Annotated in this window: 17 protein-coding genes and 1 tRNA gene; 2 read left to right on the top strand and 16 right to left on the bottom strand. The window is 47.6% G+C overall.

Translation table 11 applies throughout. The annotated features are described in order from the left end of the window. Positions 1-71: 71 nt before the first annotated feature. Together gap and NSQ68_RS00955 are read right to left on the bottom strand one after the other, a co-directional pair. Positions 72-1,082: a type I glyceraldehyde-3-phosphate dehydrogenase gene (gene gap, locus NSQ68_RS00960; RefSeq protein ID WP_013308262.1), complete on the bottom strand. Its 1,011-nt coding sequence runs from the start codon at positions 1,080-1,082 to the stop codon at positions 72-74. Positions 1,083-1,176: 94 nt separating this feature from the next. Then, positions 1,177-2,214 (bottom strand): sugar-binding domain-containing protein, encoded by a 1,038-nt coding sequence (locus tag NSQ68_RS00955; protein ID WP_029518990.1) that lies wholly within the window; start codon positions 2,212-2,214, stop codon positions 1,177-1,179. Positions 2,215-2,483: 269 nt separating this feature from the next. Between NSQ68_RS00955 and NSQ68_RS00950 the strand changes: the two genes are divergently transcribed. Together NSQ68_RS00950 and clpP are read left to right on the top strand one after the other, a co-directional pair. Further along, positions 2,484-2,558 (top strand) — tRNA-Arg (locus NSQ68_RS00950). Positions 2,559-2,770: 212 nt separating this feature from the next. After that, positions 2,771-3,367: an ATP-dependent Clp endopeptidase proteolytic subunit ClpP gene (clpP, locus tag NSQ68_RS00945; protein ID WP_013368815.1), complete on the top strand. Its 597-nt coding sequence runs from the start codon at positions 2,771-2,773 to the stop codon at positions 3,365-3,367. Positions 3,368-3,494: 127 nt separating this feature from the next. Here the strand turns inward: clpP and NSQ68_RS00940 are convergent, their stop codons facing one another. The 14 genes from NSQ68_RS00940 to hisH form a co-directional block, all read right to left on the bottom strand. After that, complete coding sequence (locus tag NSQ68_RS00940) at positions 3,495-4,601, bottom strand: DUF4163 domain-containing protein (protein ID WP_342427682.1); 1,107 nt, start codon at positions 4,599-4,601, stop codon at positions 3,495-3,497. Between the two features lie 241 nt (positions 4,602-4,842). Next, a complete protein-coding gene (locus tag NSQ68_RS00935) occupies positions 4,843-5,604 on the bottom strand; it encodes an SIMPL domain-containing protein (protein ID WP_342427681.1) in 762 nt (253 codons plus the stop codon). 269 nt (positions 5,605-5,873) lie between these two features. After that, entirely contained in the window at positions 5,874-6,143 is a 270-nt protein-coding gene (locus NSQ68_RS00930; protein ID WP_013308257.1) for an HPr family phosphocarrier protein, read from the bottom strand. A 136-nt stretch (positions 6,144-6,279) separates the two neighbouring features. Then, positions 6,280-7,224, bottom strand: coding sequence for a DNA-binding protein WhiA (whiA, locus tag NSQ68_RS00925; RefSeq protein WP_341071469.1), 945 nt, complete (start codon positions 7,222-7,224; stop codon positions 6,280-6,282). A gap of 5 nt (positions 7,225-7,229) precedes the next feature. Further along, on the bottom strand, positions 7,230-8,216 hold the full coding sequence (locus NSQ68_RS00920) for a YvcK family protein (protein ID WP_023986485.1): 987 nt from the start codon (positions 8,214-8,216) through the stop codon (positions 7,230-7,232). 12 nt (positions 8,217-8,228) lie between these two features. Further along, the gene (gene rapZ, locus NSQ68_RS00915) at positions 8,229-9,128 is read right to left on the bottom strand and encodes an RNase adapter RapZ (RefSeq protein ID WP_013308254.1); all 900 of its coding nucleotides are present in this window, start codon (positions 9,126-9,128) and stop codon (positions 8,229-8,231) included. 65 nt (positions 9,129-9,193) lie between these two features. Next, a complete protein-coding gene (locus NSQ68_RS00910; RefSeq protein WP_307353696.1) occupies positions 9,194-10,144 on the bottom strand; it encodes an ROK family glucokinase in 951 nt (316 codons plus the stop codon). A gap of 291 nt (positions 10,145-10,435) precedes the next feature. Continuing rightward, positions 10,436-11,389 (bottom strand): thioredoxin-disulfide reductase, encoded by a 954-nt coding sequence (gene trxB, locus NSQ68_RS00905; RefSeq protein ID WP_307353695.1) that lies wholly within the window; start codon positions 11,387-11,389, stop codon positions 10,436-10,438. A gap of 39 nt (positions 11,390-11,428) precedes the next feature. After that, positions 11,429-13,198: a tetratricopeptide repeat protein gene (locus NSQ68_RS00900; RefSeq protein ID WP_342427680.1), complete on the bottom strand. Its 1,770-nt coding sequence runs from the start codon at positions 13,196-13,198 to the stop codon at positions 11,429-11,431. A gap of 236 nt (positions 13,199-13,434) precedes the next feature. Beyond that, the gene (gene hisJ / locus NSQ68_RS00895; RefSeq protein ID WP_342427679.1) at positions 13,435-14,259 is read right to left on the bottom strand and encodes a histidinol-phosphatase HisJ; all 825 of its coding nucleotides are present in this window, start codon (positions 14,257-14,259) and stop codon (positions 13,435-13,437) included. A 35-nt stretch (positions 14,260-14,294) separates the two neighbouring features. Continuing rightward, positions 14,295-15,035, bottom strand: a complete 741-nt coding sequence (gene hisIE, locus NSQ68_RS00890) for a bifunctional phosphoribosyl-AMP cyclohydrolase/phosphoribosyl-ATP diphosphatase HisIE (RefSeq protein ID WP_342427678.1) — start codon at positions 15,033-15,035, stop codon at positions 14,295-14,297. Beyond that, positions 15,032-15,790, bottom strand: a complete 759-nt coding sequence (gene hisF / locus NSQ68_RS00885) for an imidazole glycerol phosphate synthase subunit HisF (protein WP_307353691.1) — start codon at positions 15,788-15,790, stop codon at positions 15,032-15,034. Before hisF ends, hisIE begins: the two co-directional genes overlap by 4 nt. Before the next feature lie 11 nt (positions 15,791-15,801). Next, positions 15,802-16,533 (bottom strand): 1-(5-phosphoribosyl)-5-[(5-phosphoribosylamino)methylideneamino]imidazole-4-carboxamide isomerase, encoded by a 732-nt coding sequence (hisA, locus tag NSQ68_RS00880; protein ID WP_342427677.1) that lies wholly within the window; start codon positions 16,531-16,533, stop codon positions 15,802-15,804. Between the two features lie 95 nt (positions 16,534-16,628). Then, positions 16,629-17,258 (bottom strand): imidazole glycerol phosphate synthase subunit HisH, encoded by a 630-nt coding sequence (gene hisH / locus NSQ68_RS00875; RefSeq protein WP_342427676.1) that lies wholly within the window; start codon positions 17,256-17,258, stop codon positions 16,629-16,631. Positions 17,259-17,261 lie beyond the last annotated feature (3 nt).

Here is a 17,261-nt window from a genome sequence, read left to right as displayed (position 1 = left end):
ACATTTTGATATATAAAGAGCGGAAACAATAACCTGTTTCCGCTCTATGTTATTGCTCAATAAGACTGTTCTTATTTAGCCAGTTTTGCGAAGTATTCCAACGTGCGGATCAATTGTGCAGTGTAGGACATTTCGTTGTCATACCAAGCTACAGTTTTCACCAGTTGTTTGTCGCCAACAGTCAGAACTTTAGTTTGAGTTGCATCAAACAAAGAACCGAAAGTGATACCTTTGATGTCGGAAGAAACGATTTGATCTTCAGTGTATCCAAAAGTATCAGGATCGGAAGCTTCTTTCATCGCTGCGTTGATTTCTTCAGCAGTTACGTTTTTCTCCAGAACTGTTACCAGCTCAGTCAGGGAACCAGTTGCTACTGGAACACGTTGAGCCGCGCCATCCAGTTTACCTTTCAGTTCAGGAATTACCAGACCGATGGCTTTTGCAGCACCAGTTGTGTTAGGAATGATGTTTTCTGCTGCTGCGCGAGCACGACGGAAGTCACCTTTAGCATGTGGAGCATCCAAAGTGTTTTGGTCGCCAGTGTAAGCGTGAATTGTAGTCATCAAACCTTCGATGATACCGAATTTGTCTTGCAGTGTTTTAGCCATAGGAGCCAGGCAGTTTGTTGTGCAAGAAGCACCGGAGATTACAGTTTCAGTACCGTCCAGAATTTCATGGTTTACGTTATAAACGACAGTTTTCATGTCGCCAGTAGCTGGAGCGGAGATAACAACTTTTTTAGCGCCGCCTTTCAAATGTTTCTCAGCAGCTTCTTTGGTTGTGAAGAAACCTGTGCATTCCAGAACGATGTCTACACCCAGGTCTCCCCAAGGCAGTTCTTCAGGGTTGCGGTTAGCCAAAACTTTAACTTCTTTACCGTTTACTTTGAAGAAGCCGTCATGTACTTCTACTTCTCCTTGGAAAGTACCTTGTGTTGTATCATATTTCAACAAATGTGCCAACATTTTGGAATCTGTCAAGTCATTGATTGCTACTACTTCAATACCTTCCACGTTTTGAATCCGACGGAAAGCAAGGCGTCCAATACGTCCGAAACCATTAATACCAACTTTAACTGTCATGAGTGAGTTCCTCCCAAAGTTCGTTTAGTTTAGTTTTATATATTCAAGACAGACCCGAAAGCCCGTCAAGACAACACGATTCATAAATCCTATATTAATCATTTAAATAACGACTTACAATCTCAACAGCAGCGCCTTCGTCGGTGACTAGAATGTCTTCTTGTCCGAAACGCAGTACCGCATGAATAGCGGCAGCCTTGTTCTTGCCTCCAGCTACACCTAGAACCGTATCGGTACGCCTAATGTCCTCCAATCGGAGTCCAAGCGTCAGCATTCTGTGAACAACGACGCCATCTTCGTTAAAATAATAACCAAACGATTCGGCTACCGCCCCTTCACTGCTGATCTGAGCAAAGGTTTCGGGATCAAGTTTACGTCTATGTGCCATCGCTATGGCGTTGCCTATCCCGTGAATGATGATACGACTCTCGCGAATCAGGCTCAATATATCCTGAATGTTCGTATCTTCAAGCAAGGAGTTGTAAGCATGATTGCTGAGCAAATCCGGTACATGGAGCAGACGGTATTGAGCGCCGACCTTGCGAGCCATCGTGGAAGCAATTGTGTTGGCCTGCATTTCCATGCTTTCTCCCAAACCCCCGCGTGCCGGTACAAACCACCCACCCTTAAGGGGGCCATTAGAAGGTAATGCCAGTTGTTCCGCCACGTCTGCAATCGTCGTGCCACCTGTTACAGCGACCACATCCTCGTCGTCCATAACACTTAGCAACGCTTTTGCTCCAGCGCGCCCCAGCTCCTGCTTTGTTAACGGAGAAACATCCGAATCCCCTGGAACGACAACCACCTTCCTCAAACCATAGGCTTGACGAATCTGGTCCTCCAATTGGGACAGGCCGAACAAGTTGTTCGCAATCGGCTCCAGCTGTTCCAGCAGATCCAGTCCTGCTTTGCTCACCTTCATGCCTACACTCTCAATCTCAATTAACCCCTGAGCTTTAAGAAGATCGGTTTCGGCGCGCAACACGCGCTCGGTCATGTTCAGTGAAGCTGCCAGTGTTCTGCGTCCAACAACATCGGACAGCATAATCTGATGCAGGATCGTGTACCTTTTTTTCAAAACATCCATGAGGTCGGGCAGAAGCTGCTTCTGTATTTCTAATATCTTTCGCATGCTTTCCACTCCCGCACACTTCTAAGTTCTGTCTCTAATGCTCTATCTCTAACTGGTCTTAAAACGTCCCGGGATAACTTTTTAAGTCCCACGTATATCTTAACCAATATTTGCTCTACATGCAAGTCTATCTGAACCTATATTTCTCAACCATTTGTCTGAATATGCGCATTTAATAAAAGCTTGCAATTCACTGCTGTATATCATATAATCATCTTTGTTTCCAATTAGCTGTTTAATTAGTTAGTTGTTTGCATTGATTCAACTATGCGCCCGTGGTCCAACGGATATGACGTAGGCCTCCGGAGCCTGAGATCGAGGTTCGATTCCTCGCGGGCGCGCCATTTTAAATGAACGCTTAAATGCTTCTATATAATGTTTTAACCAATAAGAGCGCTGAGGGCTCTTTTTTTAAAATCATTAGTTTGACTTTCTTTGACTTTTTGTTTGAAATTGTTTATCATGTGGTTAATACGGTAACAGTTTATAAATAAGGGACGTGTAATCGGCATGTCCACCAAAATCCACTAACGATATTTAAGGGAGGTTTTTTGACGTGAGCTATGTTCCTATGGTAGTAGAACAAAGTAACCGCGGCGAACGCGCCTATGACATTTATTCCAGACTGTTAAAGGATCGCATTATTTTGTTAGGCTCGGACGTCAATGACGTTGTAGCCAACTCTATAATTGCGCAAATGCTGTTTTTGGCTGCCGAAGATCCTGAAAAAGATATTCACTTGTATATTAACAGTCCTGGCGGTTCCATTACAGCGGGTATGGCCATTTTTGATACGATGCAATACATTAAACCTGATGTATCTACGATTTGTGTAGGTATGGCGGCTTCCATGGGCGCGTTCTTGCTGAATGCAGGCGCCAAAGGTAAACGTTTCGCTTTGCCAAACAGTGAAATTATGATTCACCAACCTCTGGGTGGTGCACAAGGCCAGGCAACGGATATCGAAATCCGCGCACGCCGCATTCTGAAAATGCGTGATAAACTGAACCGCATTCTCGCAGATCGCACAGGCCAACCACTGGAACGTATTGAAAAAGATACAGACCGTGACTACTTCATGTCTGCTGATGATGCCAAAGAATACGGTATTATTGATAAAGTGCTAACTAGCTCCTCTCCAGAAGGTGTATAAGAGAAGAAATTTGCCTCTCGATAGCTGGTAAATGAAAAAGCTGCTCCGGATGTTATTATCCGGTAGGCAGCTTTTTTGCTTTATTGTTTCTTAGAGTATAGACAGTCCAACCTACTCATTTCTACTATTAAATCTGTCCCGCAAAAGGCTTTCCGCCTTGAGGCAGCAGTTGACCGAACGAGTAGGTAAACTCTGGAATTCCATACGCGTATGGTGCATAATCATACAAATCAAACACGATTGTTACCCCACTGTTCGTCACATAAAAATTCTGATCTGCCGCCAGCTCTTTAAATTTGCCGAATCCTTCACCAGCCTGAAGCGCATCGATTTTTTTCTTCAAATCAGCATTGAGGAACTTTTTGTAATTCGGATTCGCCTTCAATACGTCAGACAACTGCAGCAGTTTACCATCAGCGAGCGAGAACGTATATCCTTTACGTACCGTCATTCCATGTGCGCCACCCATATACGAGTAATCCTGCATAATCACACTCAGAATACCATCTTTGTTATAGGCAATCGCAAAATCATTTCCGAACTCATACGGTCTTTCTGTTGTAGCCCCTCCCTCAGCCATTATCTTTTTGCCTGCTGCCAATATACTCTCTGCACGCTTTTTAAGCACATGGTTAATGGCCTGCTCTGCCTCAGGATTCAGCTGGCTGCCGCTGATTTGCGGATACTTAATCTTGTAGGATACCTTCGCATTACTCGAAGCTGGTAGTGTTTGAGACGCAACTGTGATCGGGTTTAGCTGGCTTTTACTCAGCGTTACTGTTTTCTGAGCTGCGTTCCATTGAGCATCTATGCCTAGATAATCTTTCAGCAGACTCATAGGAATGTATAGCTTCCCAGCGATCTGTTTGGCATCCATACTACGTGTATTGATTCCATTGACGTTGACGTAGGCATCCGAGGAAGAAGCCATAATGTAAAGTCTATTGTACCCGCTACCTACGGTATATGTCGTTGCTTTCGCATCATAGCTTACCGGAATCCCCAAGCTGTCACGCAGTGCGGCCACCGGAATCATTGTACTCCCGTTCACTTGAACACCTTTAGCGGGCAACGTTTTACCATTCCATTGGATGGTGATTCCTGGTTGCTGTGTTGCCGTTTGCTGCTGTTGGGTCGATGCTGCCTGGATATAGGAAACGGGAACAGCTGCGACTCCTGCTAAAATCCCTGCTGCCAGCAGTGCTGAACCCCATTTTTTCGTATGCTTACTCATATTAAGTATTCCTCCTGTTATTATTTCTGTATTGTCTATGTGTAGATAATCACTTTTCTTATTATATCTATACCCCATTGTACGTAGTTTACAATCTGTACACTCCCCGATTTCAATCTGTACACCTAATAACCCTTAGCTATGACAGACTCATTACAAAAAGGTTTCGGTATCCAAAAAAAGCCAGCAAGCCAGCCTGCGCATGATGCAGGCCGCTTGTGGCTTCGTTTGATGATCTATATTAGTTCATTTCGTATTGAGCCGACACCTGAACATTCACTGTTACTTGCCCCGATTGTATCTCTGTCCCGCCACCCGCTACGTCCAAGAGCGATTTTGACATGGCATTTTCACGTTGTGTAAAGACTTGTGCTTCTCCGCCATCTACCGTCACATTCACAAGAGCACCTAATCCGCGTTTGGCTGCTTTAGCTACGGCACTGGCTTTAGATTGTGCGCTTCCCAATGCTTTAGTAATGGCTTCTTCTTCATAAGTCGAAGGATCTTCCACGGAAAAACGTATATTATCTACGTTATTGGCTCCGGACTTGGTCGCCTCATCCAACAACTGACCTATTTTATCCAAATCGCGGTATTTGACGGAAAGTGTATGGTTGGCAGTATAGCCTTTGAGCTTCTGCCCTTCTTTTTCATTATAGGTGTAGTTAGGCTGTACATAAAACTGGCTGGTCTGAATGTCATCTGCACTGATGCTCCACTTTTCTTTCAGCAGTTGTGTAACCTTGTTCAATTTTGTAGCATTGGCTTTTTGAGCAGCGGCTGCCGTATTCCCTTCCGATTGTACACCAATAGAGAGATAAGCAATATCGGGCTTCGCCAATACTTCCCCGCTTCCAGTCACATTAATAACACCGTTTACCGTCGAAGCTGTTGACGCAGCATAAGCACGATCTGCCCCTGTCCATAATCCTCCTGCTACTCCTCCTGCCATTAAGGCTCCTGTGAGAACTGCCGTGGCTACTGTTTTTGTCCAAAGTCTCATTGAATTCAACCTCTTTCTAGTAAATGTTTGTACCTTCCAGACGGAAAAGACGGAAAAAGGTTGCAGCCAAGCGTACAAATTTCCGAAACAGAGCATGACCACGAGGATTTTCATTATTTATAGTTTGAACTTAATACGGTCTCTATATCCAATAAATCTACACATAAAACAGTTGACTGAGGAGTGTTCGAAGACTTTATTCTGGACATAAAAAAAGCCCCAAAGGGGCTTTTCACTAAGCATACACTATATTACAAGCAATTCTTTGTTTATTGATTTTCCAGCTCTACCTTACTAACCAGACTTACTAAAGCGTTTACAGCCTGTTCGGCATCCGCACCTTCAGCACTAATATTGATTTCAGTACCTGTACTGATGGCAAGACTCATAATACCCATGATACTCTTGGCATTAACCTTTTTGTCATCTTTTTCCACAAAAATCTCGGATGAATATTTATTCGCTTCCTGTACGAACAACGCAGCAGGTCTGGCGTGCAGTCCTGTTTTCAAGCGTACGACTACCGGATGTTTTGACATGTCAGCTTACCCCCTCATCAAATAAATCTGGACACTACTTACTCCATTTTATTTATCACATTATAACATTAACCCGGGACAGACACTAGAAAAAAAACTAAAAAAACCGGGGCTGAAAGCCCCACCGACATTCTTTTTACGGAATCAGGCCATTTTCGCCCCTGATTTTGTCAGCCATCTCATCAATTTTGCGAAGTCGATGATTTACACCCGATTTACTCACGACCCCTTTGAGCATTTCCCCGACTTCTTTCAAATTCAAATCGGGATGAGCGAGCCGAACTTCTGCCACTTCACGCAGTTTATCCGGCAAGGTCTCCAAGCCAACTTCTCTCTCCAGCAACTTAATATTCTCAATTTGCCGGACAGCAGCTCCGATTGTCTTGTTCAAATTAGCCGTTTCACAATTAACAATACGATTCACGGAATTGCGCATATCGCGCATAATACGTACATCTTCAAATTTGAACAAGGCTTGATGCGCCCCAATGATGCTAAGCAGCTCAATGATCTTCTCGCCTTCCTTGATGTAGAGAATAAAACCTTTTTTTCGCTCAATACAGCGAGCATTTAGATGAAACTCATTCGCAAGATCAACGAGTGCTTGACAATGCTCCTCATACATCGAAGAAATTTCAAGGTGGTAAGACGATCCTTCAGGATTGTTGACAGAGCCACCTGCCATAAAAGCGCCCCGTAAATAAGCCCTCTTACAACAGTTTTTCCGAACAATATCCCGATTAATCCCGTCAGTGAACAAGAAACCTTCTGAGACGATATAAAGATCCTTTAGCAGTTGTTGCACACCATTAGGAATACGGACAATGTACACATTATTTTTTTTCAAACGCATTTTTTTCCGTACAAGCAGTTCGATATGAAGTTGAAAATGCTTCTTGATCAAGGAGTAAATCCGCCTTGCAATCGCGGCATTTTCTGTGGACACGTCCAATATCACCCTTTTATTCGACAGTTGTACGGATCCGAGCATACGTATGAGCGCAGATAGTTCCGCTTTCTCACAGCAGGACTGGCTTTCAATCATCGTAAGCTCTTTTTTCGTTTGTGCCGCAAAGGACAAGGGACTCACCTCCTTCTTAATATCCAGTTTTGTACCAATTGGTAAATATGCTGGCTCAATTTGTCGGCATCATGCCGTAAATAGGTGCGGAACAGAACTAATGTATCTGCCACCACTTTATATCCCCGGTCGGTCAGCTCGCCCATGTCTACTTGAACTGGCTTGGCTCCCTGCTCGGCATACATTTCCTGTACTTGGGGTGGAATTTCTCCGTTATTTACAATGACATAGTCGAAGAGATGATGCCCTACATGCTCAAAAATAGCTTGCAGGTGGTCTCCTACTGTATAGCCATCGGTTTCACCAGGCTGGGTCATAACGTTACAGACAAATATTTTGATAGCGTCTGATTTTACTACAGCTTCAGCGAGTTTAGGTACAAGCAAATTCGGTAATATGCTGGTATATAGACTGCCGGGGCCAATCAAAATCGCATCAGCTTCATTAATGGCCTCTACAGCCTCAGGCAACGGCTCCACGTGAGTCGGTTCAAGAAAGACGCGTTTGATTCGTCCGCCCGCTTCCGGGATCTTGGACTCTCCGGTAATCACCGTGCCATCCTCCATTTCGGCGCTTAGCACAACGCCTTCCTCGGCTGCTGGCAGCACACGTCCCCGGACAGCAAATACACGGCTAAGCTCACGCACCGCCGTTACAAAATCTCCCGATATATCGGTCATCGCCGCTAAAATCAGATTACCCAGACTATGGCCTGACAATCCTGATCCCGCACCGAAACGGTATTTCAGCATATCTGACATCACTGGTTCCACGTCAGCCAAGGCAGTCAGCACATTGCGAATATCCCCTGGAGGGGGCATCTGCAGCTCACTGCGCAAAATCCCGGAGCTTCCGCCATCGTCAGCGACTGTAACAATAGCCGTAATATCCAGCGGCTTTTGCTTTAAGCCCCTCAGCATGACGGACAAGCCGGTTCCGCCGCCCATAACAACTATACGTGGGCGCTCCCGTTGTGATCCGGTCTCTTTCATGATTTCACCTCATTAATGCCGGTCCCGATCAGCATCCCGATGCGAAACAGAAACAGATTCTGTCTCGCTGGCACCCAGCATTTTTCCTAAATACTCCGATATTGCAACAGAACGATGCTTACCGCCAGTACAGCCAATGCCGATAATGACCTGGCTTTTGCCTTCTTTGCGATATTGCGGAATCAAAAAGTGTAACATATCCAGCAACTTGGTCAAGAATGCCTGAGTTTCGGGCCATTTCATGACATAATCATATACATCGCTATCCTGGCCCGTGTGGGGACGTAGTTGGTCCACATAGTGGGGATTAGGCAGGAAGCGCACATCGAATATAAGATCGGCATCAATGGGAATACCATACTTGAAGCCAAAAGAAGTAATGTTCACGGAAAGCATACTGCTCTCCAGATGAGAAAATCGTGAAATAATCCTTGCCTTTAAAGTTGCAGGCTTCATCACACTTGTGTCAATAACCTGTGTAGCCGAGCTTTTTAGTTCTTCCAACATCTTGCGCTCCAACCGAATCCCATCCAAAGGCATGCCATCTGGAGCCAGCGGATGACGTCTGCGGCTTTCCTTATACCGCTGTACGAGAACGCCGTCATTCGCATTTAAGAATAAAATTTCACAATGAATCGTAAAATGATCTTTAATATAATTCAACGATTCAGACAAGGCAGTGAAAAATTCTCGTCCGCGTAAATCAATGACGAGTGCCACCTTGCCTATTTTACCATTAGACTGCTCAATCAACTCGGCAAATTTGGGAATCAGTACAGGAGGCAAATTATCAACGCAGAAGAAGCCCAAGTCTTCCAGGCTCTGAACCGCAATGGTCTTCCCTGCGCCTGACATCCCCGTAATAATAATGAGCGTTGCCCACGGCGCAGCATTTTTTAGGTTATCTGTCATATGGACTTCCCTCTCCTTTTGCTTCTTCGCTCTATGCCAGTACCCGTATTATCAGTAACCTGTGGTCAGGAGCGTAGCAGCAACCCTGCAGCCCCTACGATACCCGCGTCATTGCCTAACACCGCTGGTACGATATATACACCTTTTTGAAGCGGTTCAGGTGCCAGCTTGGCGTATACGCGACGCATCTCTTCAAACAAAAAGTCGCCTGCTTTAGAAACACCGCCGCCTATAATAAACAACTCTGGATTAAGCACAGCGGCAACCGCTGCCATGGATTTCCCCAAATAAAAGGCAGCCCGGTTCACGATACGCAGCGCGACTTCATCCCCGGCTTTAGCAGCATCAAATACTTCCTTGGCGGCAATGTGATCCTCCAGCGCCAGAGAGGTCCGATCGCCACGTTCCACAGCATCCTTGGCCATGCGAATGATGCCTGTTGCAGAAGATACAGTTTCCAAGCAACCCATTTTGCCGCATCCACACTGAATTGCCTCCAGATCAGGTACGACACTGATATGACCAATTTCCCCGGCCATGCCTGAAGAACCTTGGTATATTCTACCGTTTATAATAATACCGCCACCTACTCCTGTTCCCAGGGTATAGCATACGCAATTTTCGATGCCTTTGCCTGCACCAGCCCAGGCCTCACCTAGCGCAGCAACATTCGCATCATTGTCTATTTTCACAGGCTTGCCAATCCGGTTCTCTAGGAGCGCACGGATTGGTACGTCACGAAAGCCAATATTAGGAGCGAGGACAATAATACCATCACGAACATTCGTAAAACCTGCAACGCCCGCACCGACACCCTTGAGTTGATCCCACTCATAAGGAGATTCCTCAACAATGTGCCGCACATATTTTTCGATATTACTGATGACAACGTCTACACCTTTATCGGTTTCGGTTGGTCCCTCGTATGTGTGCAAAAGCTGTCCGTTCTCATTACAAATGCCTACTTTAATCGCTGTACCGCCCAAATCGACACCCACATAGATACTTTCAGACATGTTCCAAGCCACCTTTATGTTTACTTAAAAACCTGGTATGAAATATATGCTTATAATCCTACTTCATAATAGTAATCCTACGTTCCAACTATAATTGAAGCCCCCGTTACGGTCAAGGACACTTCCTTGTTGAAAAGTGTACGATTAGAGGAACTTTTAACCTTATGCACCCATAAAAAGGAGAAAGCCTGTGCAAACGCAGCAGGCTTTCTCTTTCTGAACAAAAGATGTGGCATAACAGAGGTTTCCTTCGCCGCCCCGTTCGCCTTTTGGTGTGCTGTAGACACTCTTTTATTGATCCAGTGTTTCGCTCCAGTCGTGAACAGCACTGCCTTCGAGATACTTCTCGCAGTCCATAGCCGCCATACAGCCCGTTCCCGCAGCCGTAATAGCTTGACGGTAACGGTTATCCTGTACGTCCCCACAGGCAAAAACTCCGGGGATGTTCGTTTCCGTAGTGCCTGGCTTCACTACAATATAGCCGTGTTCATCGGTATTAATTTGTCCGTTCAGGAAACCTGTGTTCGGTGTGTGCCCGATGGCTACGAACACGCCATCAACCTCAATCAGCTCATCCTGATTGGTCTCATTATTGTGTACCTTCAAACCCTTTAAACCAGATTCTCCCGTCACAACTTCCAGAGGAGTCCGGTTTAATGCCCAATGTACTTTTTCATTCTCACGAGCGCGATCTTGCATAATTTTGGATGCCCGCAACTCATCGCGACGATGGACCAAGGTTACGCTGGAAGCAAAACGGGTCAAGAAGCTCGCTTCCTCCATCGCTGAATCGCCACCGCCAACCACGACAATCTTTTTCCCGCGGAAAAAGAAGCCATCGCAAGTTGCGCACGTGCTGACTCCGCGACCTACATTGTCCTGCTCACCCGGAATGCCGAGATATTTGGCGGACGCACCTGTAGCAATAATGACCGACTCCGCCTCAATGATGCCTTTACCCTCTACCTTCACTTTAAAAGGACGTTTGCTAAAATCCACTTCCTCTACCCAACCGGAAGTAAATTCAGCGCCAAAACGTTCAGCCTGCTTGCGCATATTATCCATCAGTTCAGGCCCGAGGATACCTTGCTCAAAACCCGGGAAATTTTCAATTTCGGTCGTTGTAGTAAGCTGCCCACCGGGCTGCATCCCTTCAATGATCAGCGGATTCATGTTAGCACGTGCCAAATAAATAGCCGCTGTGTAGCCTGCAGGACCTGTACCAATAATTATGGATTTATACATACGTTTGTTGCCTCCTTTAAGTGATGTTTGGAGCAGGTCTCAGACCTGCTTTTTAAACGTGGAGAGCGGCTGCTTCAGCTTCTGTTTGATACCACACACGCTGTCAATCTGGCGTGCATAGCGGCTTACGGTCGATACGGAAATACCATAGCGATCGGCTACTTCCTGATAGGTAACTGAATGATGATGCATTTTGGCTGTCAAATATTCCAGCGCCGCTGCCCATCCCTCAGTATGCTGAACCATCGGAACTTCCGGGGCAAGCCGATCCAAATACTCCAGCCACAGCGATCTCAAGTCGTGCTGCATGACCGGATCGGATGGCTTGCTCATGACGGTCAGTACCTTATCCAGCACGGCCTGCCATTGTGGATCGACCGGGGGAGCAGATACATCACCTTCAATTGTATGTGGATCGTTCTCAACCTCCAACTGATCAGAACGTTCCGTTTCCGGGTACATTTTCTGCTCACCCTGCTCCGCCAGCTCTTGCAATACTTGCAAGGCACGGCGTTTCAGCTCATCCTCCTGGTCCGGGTCTTCTACGAAGGACTCCAGTGCCTGACGCACCTCATCATCACCGATCAAGCTTAACGCCTGAATGACCTGAAGCTGAGTCGCCCGGTCCCCGTGGCGCAAGGCCCAGAAGAAGGATGACCGGATTAGCGGGTCCTTCTTCATGCTGTCAGGTACCTGGTCAGCACCAAACTTCTCCCACATGCGGAATTGCTCCTCAAACGGGAGATGATAATGATAGCTGAGCACTTGCAGCGGTGTACCCTCCTGCTGGAGTTCCTCCAGTCGGGACAGGAAAAACCGCGGAACTTCCGAGGAAGTATCCTGCTTTTGCAAATGACTCCACAACCGCCGTGCTTCCGCATATCTTCCCGTATTGCTGGCAGCTACCGCCGTGTAATGGTACAAAGAAGCGTCCGCATTGTTCTCTCCATCGCCATGAAGCAACCTGCGGAAATGTCTGTAGGCCTCCTCATGGCGTCCGAGAATCCCCATGGTGGTCGCCAGCTTGAATACCTGCTCCTCCTGAAACGGTATAGTAACCGCCAAAGTCTGCACCAGACGATCCAATTCCGGGCCGCCGCCCTCGTGCTGATAAAAGATCGCCAAGTTGCACAATGCGTGTAAATTACCCGGCTCATCCTCCAACACTTGAATAATGGTAGCCTTAGCATTTTGGAACAATCCCATGTAGTAATACGCTAACGCCAGATTATTTCGCGCAGCGAACATATCTGGTTGTTCCTCTGAAATTTGCTTGAGCAACTGGGCTGCCTGGGCAAATTTCCCCTCCTCCAGCAGGACACGAGCCTGATCATGCTCTACTACTCCCTGCCGGGCCTTAATGCGGTTCAGCTTCGTTGGACGGTCCAGCTCATAATAGAGCAGCTCCATCATTTCCTCCGCTTCATCAAGAAACTGGCCTTCTTCGTCCTCCTCCAGGTACGTGACCAATGCTTTCTCCGCTTCTTCAAACTGCTCCATATTAGCGTAATTATTCGCCATATAGAAATAACACTCTGTCATCGACGAGTCTACGTCACTCAGAACAGAGGACAGGATCTCATTCGAACCTGCATAATCCCCCATCTCTGATAATATACCCGCCATATTGCAATGATTCACCGGATTATCCGGTTCATATTCAACGGCTTTGCGAAAATATTTCAATGCCTTGTCATAATGATTGCGATCAAGCGAGCGCACAGCTTTCTCAAAAAAGAAAGATGCGTCGAAACGCAAAGCAATAATTTTAGGGCTAGGTTCCGATACTCGCAGATGTTTCCCTTTCATAAATAACCAAGGCACCTCCTTTAAAAGTAACTGACATGTTCATACCCTTCAGTATACCACAACTTCAAAACGACTTGACAGTCGATCCTACCTCATTCCAAAAAACGGATATATGAACGTATACGATAGATATATATACAAGAATACACTAAATAGCCGAGCGCTTTTTCCCTGTATAAATAGGGAGCGTTCGGCTAGCCACTGGATATGATACTTAGACCCAATAAACGTAATAATTAAAGCGTCAGCGGCACCAGCGAGCGCTCGCGATGCTGAAATACGGCAAGCTCGCGATAGCCGACTTCATATAGAAGCGCGCGTGCCTTCTCCAAGTGCTCGGACAGTTTCGCCGGATCATGAGCATCCGATCCTACGGTCAGCGGGATGCCTAGCGAAAAAGCTTCTTCCAGCATGCGGCGACTCGGGAACATCTCGGCACAGGGCTTCGAAAGCCCTGATGCATTCAGTTCCATCGCCCGACCGCTGCGGGCAACGGCTGAGAGTGCGGAGCGCTCCAGTTCACGCAGCTCCTCCATTTCCTCCGGCTTCGGATGATAGCCGAAGCGCTTGATGACATCCAAATGCCCCATGATGTCATAAAAACCGGTTGCTGCTGCCTTGGAAACCGCATCATAATACGTGCGGTACACCTCAAGCACATTTTTGCCTTCCCAATGGTGTACCTGACGGAAGTCCGTGACATCCCATTCACCGAGAAAATGGACGGAACCAATCACATAATCCCAGGGATACGCGGTGATGATGTCTTCGATTTCTCGTTCCCAGCCCTCGATGTAGTCTCCTTCCAAGCCAACACGAATATCAATTTGCCCTTTAAAACGTTCCTTCAGTTCCAAACATTCTTCCACATATCGGGGCAGCTCCTCCATAGACATCGCCATTTCAGGGTAATAGTCAGCCGGTTTTACATGCAGTAGTGGCATGTGATCAGACAAGCCGAGCTGATCCAGCCCCAGCCGAATTCCCTGCTGTACATACTCTTCCAGACTCCCTATAGCATGCCCGCAGCGGGCGTGATGCGTATGATAGTCAATTTTCATGGGCCCTTCCCCTTTCAACACTACAACAAACCGTACTAATCACGACGAGGCCGTTCATGACGGCGATTCAGCTCAGCCAGCACGTGATCAAGCGGTAGCTTGCGCTCCTGCAACAGCACCAGCAGGTGATAAATCAGGTCGCTAACCTCCAGGCGCAGTTCATCATTATCTTTATTTTTGGCGGCAATGATGGTCTCGGATGCTTCTTCGCCAACCTTTTTCAGGATTTTGTCTACACCTTTATCAAAAAGATAAGTCGTATAGGCCCCTTCAGGACGTGTCTCTTCGCGCTCCTTAATAATCGCCTCCAGCCGGGCAAGCACCTCAAAGCGATCTGCTGAAGCACTGGAAATATCATCAGTTTCATTTACCAACGTGTGGTCTCCTGCATTTCCTGCAAGAGGTGCTACAGCTGTTCCTGGCACGGAAATATCACGAGAAAAGCAACTCGTTGCGCCTGTATGACAGGCCGGACCGCTCGGAATGACACGTACCAACAGAGCATCACCGTCACAATCCAGCTGGATGGAAGTGATTTTTTGCGTATTCCCCGAAGTAGCTCCCTTGTGCCACAGCTCCTGTCTGGAACGAGACCAGAACCAGGTCTCTCCCGACTCCAAAGACAGTTTCAGCGACTCGCGGTTCATGTAGGCCAGCGTAAGCACCTGAAGCGTAGCATCATCCTGCACAATCGCCGAGACAAGACCCGCCTCATTCCAGCGGACATTATCCAGTATCTGCTCCAGAGATAGCTGTTGGTTCAATTCGTTGCTCATCGTATCTCCACTCCTCTGCGCTTCAAATCCCGTTTTAGCTCAGGGATTCCTATTTCTTTATAGTGAAAAATCGTTGCTGCTAATCCAGCATCCGCTTTACCCGCCGTAAACACGTCATAGAAATGCTCCTGTTTGCCTGCTCCGCCCGAAGCGATAACTGGAATCCCGACGGTATCCGATATTGCGGAAGTCAGCGGCAGGTCAAAGCCGTCCTTGGTTCCGTCCGCATTCATGCTGGTCAGCAGAATCTCACCGGCTCCCAACTGTTCAGCTTCCTTGGCCCAAGCCAAGGCGCGGATACCAGATGGCGTGCGGCCTCCGTGCGTATATACTTCCCACTCGCCCCACGCCTCGTTGTACTTGGCATCAATGGCAACAACGATACATTGTGAGCCAAAGCTGCGCGCACCCTCCGCAATCAGCTGAGGGTTACGGACAGCCGCCGTATTTACGCCGATTTTATCAGCCCCGGCACGCAAAATGCGTTTCATATCATCGACATGAGAAATCCCGCCACCTACGGTGAAAGGAATGGCTATCTCCCCGGCTGTCTGACGAACTACTTCTTCCATGGTGGCACGCCCTTCAACTGAAGCAGAAATATCCAGAAATACGATTTCATCCGCCCCTTCCCGGTCATAAAGCGCCGCCAATTCCACCGGATCACCTGCATCGCGTAAGTTCACAAAATTAACGCCCTTAACCACCCTGCCATCCTTTACATCCAAGCAGGGAATAATACGTTTAGCCAGCATTCCTACTCCCCCTATGTCTTTGCTACAGCTTGTACGGCAACCTGTAAATCAATGCTCCCTGTATACAATGCTTTACCCACAATAGCACCGCCTACTCCCTCTTTCGCATAGGTGCTCAGCGTGATTAGATCTTCCATTTTGCTGACACCGCCGGAAGCGATCACGGTTCGACCACTGCTTTTCGCAAGCGCTACGATCGCCTCGACATTCGGGCCTTGCATCATTCCGTCGCGGGAAATGTCTGTAAAAATGAACGTTTCAGCTCCCTTGGAGGTCAACTCAGCAGCCAATTCGTCCGCTCGAACCTCCGAGGTTTCAAGCCATCCGCGCGTGGCCACATAGCCATTCCGTGCATCCAGACCAATGGCGATCCGATCACCGTAGGTACCCAATACCGCTTCCGTAAAAGCACGGTCCTCAATCGCTGCCGTACCCAAGATCACACGGCTCACGCCCAGCGACAACAGCCGCTCCACATGTTCACGCGTACGCAAGCCGCCACCCACTTGTACAGGCACTTGCACCGCAGAAGCGATGCGCCCAATGAGCTCATCGTTCACCGGTTGACCTGCTTTAGCACCGTCCAAATCAACCAAGTGAATGTAGGAGCCGCCCATACGCTCCCATTCTTGGGCAACCTCCACCGGGTTTTCGTTGTATATCGTCTCCTGGTTATAATCTCCTTGTACCAGTCGTACACATTTGCCATCGCGAATATCAATCGCCGGGTATATCGTGAACAAAGTATGACCCCCTTGTGAGCTATTCAACATCTATATGCCTTTACATCCATCAACGACCAAAGTTGGCGTACCATCAACTGCAGACACACGAATCATTACGCTCGCCTTTCCGCTTCCGCCAGTTCCAAAAACTGTCGAAGCAGCCGCATCCCCATTTCCCCGCTTTTCTCTGGGTGGAACTGCATGCCATATACATGGTCTCTGCCCACGATAGCCGTTACGGGCCCACCGTAGTCGGTCACCGCGAGCAGGTCACTTTCGGCCTCCGGCTTCGCATGATAGGAATGCACAAAATACACGTGTCCCTCCTCCAAGCCCTGTAACAACGGGTGATCCGGCTGAGTCATTCGCAGACGATTCCAGCCCATATGGGGCACTTTAACCCCCAGATCAGGAGCAAACCGAACAACCTCGCCTGGTAAAATACTAAGCCCTTCGTGACTGCCGTATTCTTCACCACGAGTGAACAGTAGTTGCATTCCTAGACAAACACCGAGCAGTGGTTGTCCAGCGCTTGCAACCTCCTGAATCACCCGATCCAATCCGCTGGAACGTAAATGCTTCATAGCGTCCCCGAATGCTCCTACACCCGGCAAAATCACACCGCTGGAGGAACGAATCACTTGGGCATCTCCCGTTACTACAGCCTCATAGCCGAGACGCTCAACTGCCTTGCTCACACTATGCAGATTGCCTCTGCCGTAATCCACAATGGCAATGGACATGGG

Origin of the sequence: Paenibacillus sp. FSL L8-0158 (genome assembly GCF_038592965.1) — a bacterium.
GTDB lineage: Bacteria > Bacillota > Bacilli > Paenibacillales > Paenibacillaceae > Paenibacillus > Paenibacillus polymyxa_D.
The sequence above is the reverse complement of the archived record's forward strand: the minus strand, read 5'-3'. Positions and strand labels throughout refer to the sequence as shown.

Excerpts from the sequence above, each read along its gene's own strand:
- hisJ (WP_342427679.1), bottom strand. The coding sequence starts at position 14,259 with ATGAAAATTGACTATCATACGCATCACGCCCGCTGCGGGCATGCTATA.
- NSQ68_RS00900 (WP_342427680.1), bottom strand. The coding sequence starts at position 13,198 with ATGAAAGGGAAACATCTGCGAGTATCGGAACCTAGCCCTAAAATTATT.
- hisIE (WP_342427678.1), bottom strand. The coding sequence starts at position 15,035 with ATGAGCAACGAATTGAACCAACAGCTATCTCTGGAGCAGATACTGGAT.
- NSQ68_RS00930 (WP_013308257.1), bottom strand. The coding sequence starts at position 6,143 with ATGTCAAAACATCCGGTAGTCGTACGCTTGAAAACAGGACTGCACGCC.
- NSQ68_RS00910 (WP_307353696.1), bottom strand. The coding sequence starts at position 10,144 with ATGTCTGAAAGTATCTATGTGGGTGTCGATTTGGGCGGTACAGCGATT.
- NSQ68_RS00935 (WP_342427681.1), bottom strand. The coding sequence starts at position 5,604 with ATGAGACTTTGGACAAAAACAGTAGCCACGGCAGTTCTCACAGGAGCC.
- rapZ (WP_013308254.1), bottom strand. The coding sequence starts at position 9,128 with ATGACAGATAACCTAAAAAATGCTGCGCCGTGGGCAACGCTCATTATT.
- NSQ68_RS00920 (WP_023986485.1), bottom strand. The coding sequence starts at position 8,216 with ATGAAAGAGACCGGATCACAACGGGAGCGCCCACGTATAGTTGTTATG.
- hisF (WP_307353691.1), bottom strand. The coding sequence starts at position 15,790 with ATGCTGGCTAAACGTATTATTCCCTGCTTGGATGTAAAGGATGGCAGG.
- trxB (WP_307353695.1), bottom strand. The coding sequence starts at position 11,389 with ATGTATAAATCCATAATTATTGGTACAGGTCCTGCAGGCTACACAGCG.
- NSQ68_RS00955 (WP_029518990.1), bottom strand. The coding sequence starts at position 2,214 with ATGCGAAAGATATTAGAAATACAGAAGCAGCTTCTGCCCGACCTCATG.
- gap (WP_013308262.1), bottom strand. The coding sequence starts at position 1,082 with ATGACAGTTAAAGTTGGTATTAATGGTTTCGGACGTATTGGACGCCTT.
- hisH (WP_342427676.1), bottom strand. The coding sequence starts at position 17,258 with ATGTCCATTGCCATTGTGGATTACGGCAGAGGCAATCTGCATAGTGTG.
- NSQ68_RS00940 (WP_342427682.1), bottom strand. The coding sequence starts at position 4,601 with ATGAGTAAGCATACGAAAAAATGGGGTTCAGCACTGCTGGCAGCAGGG.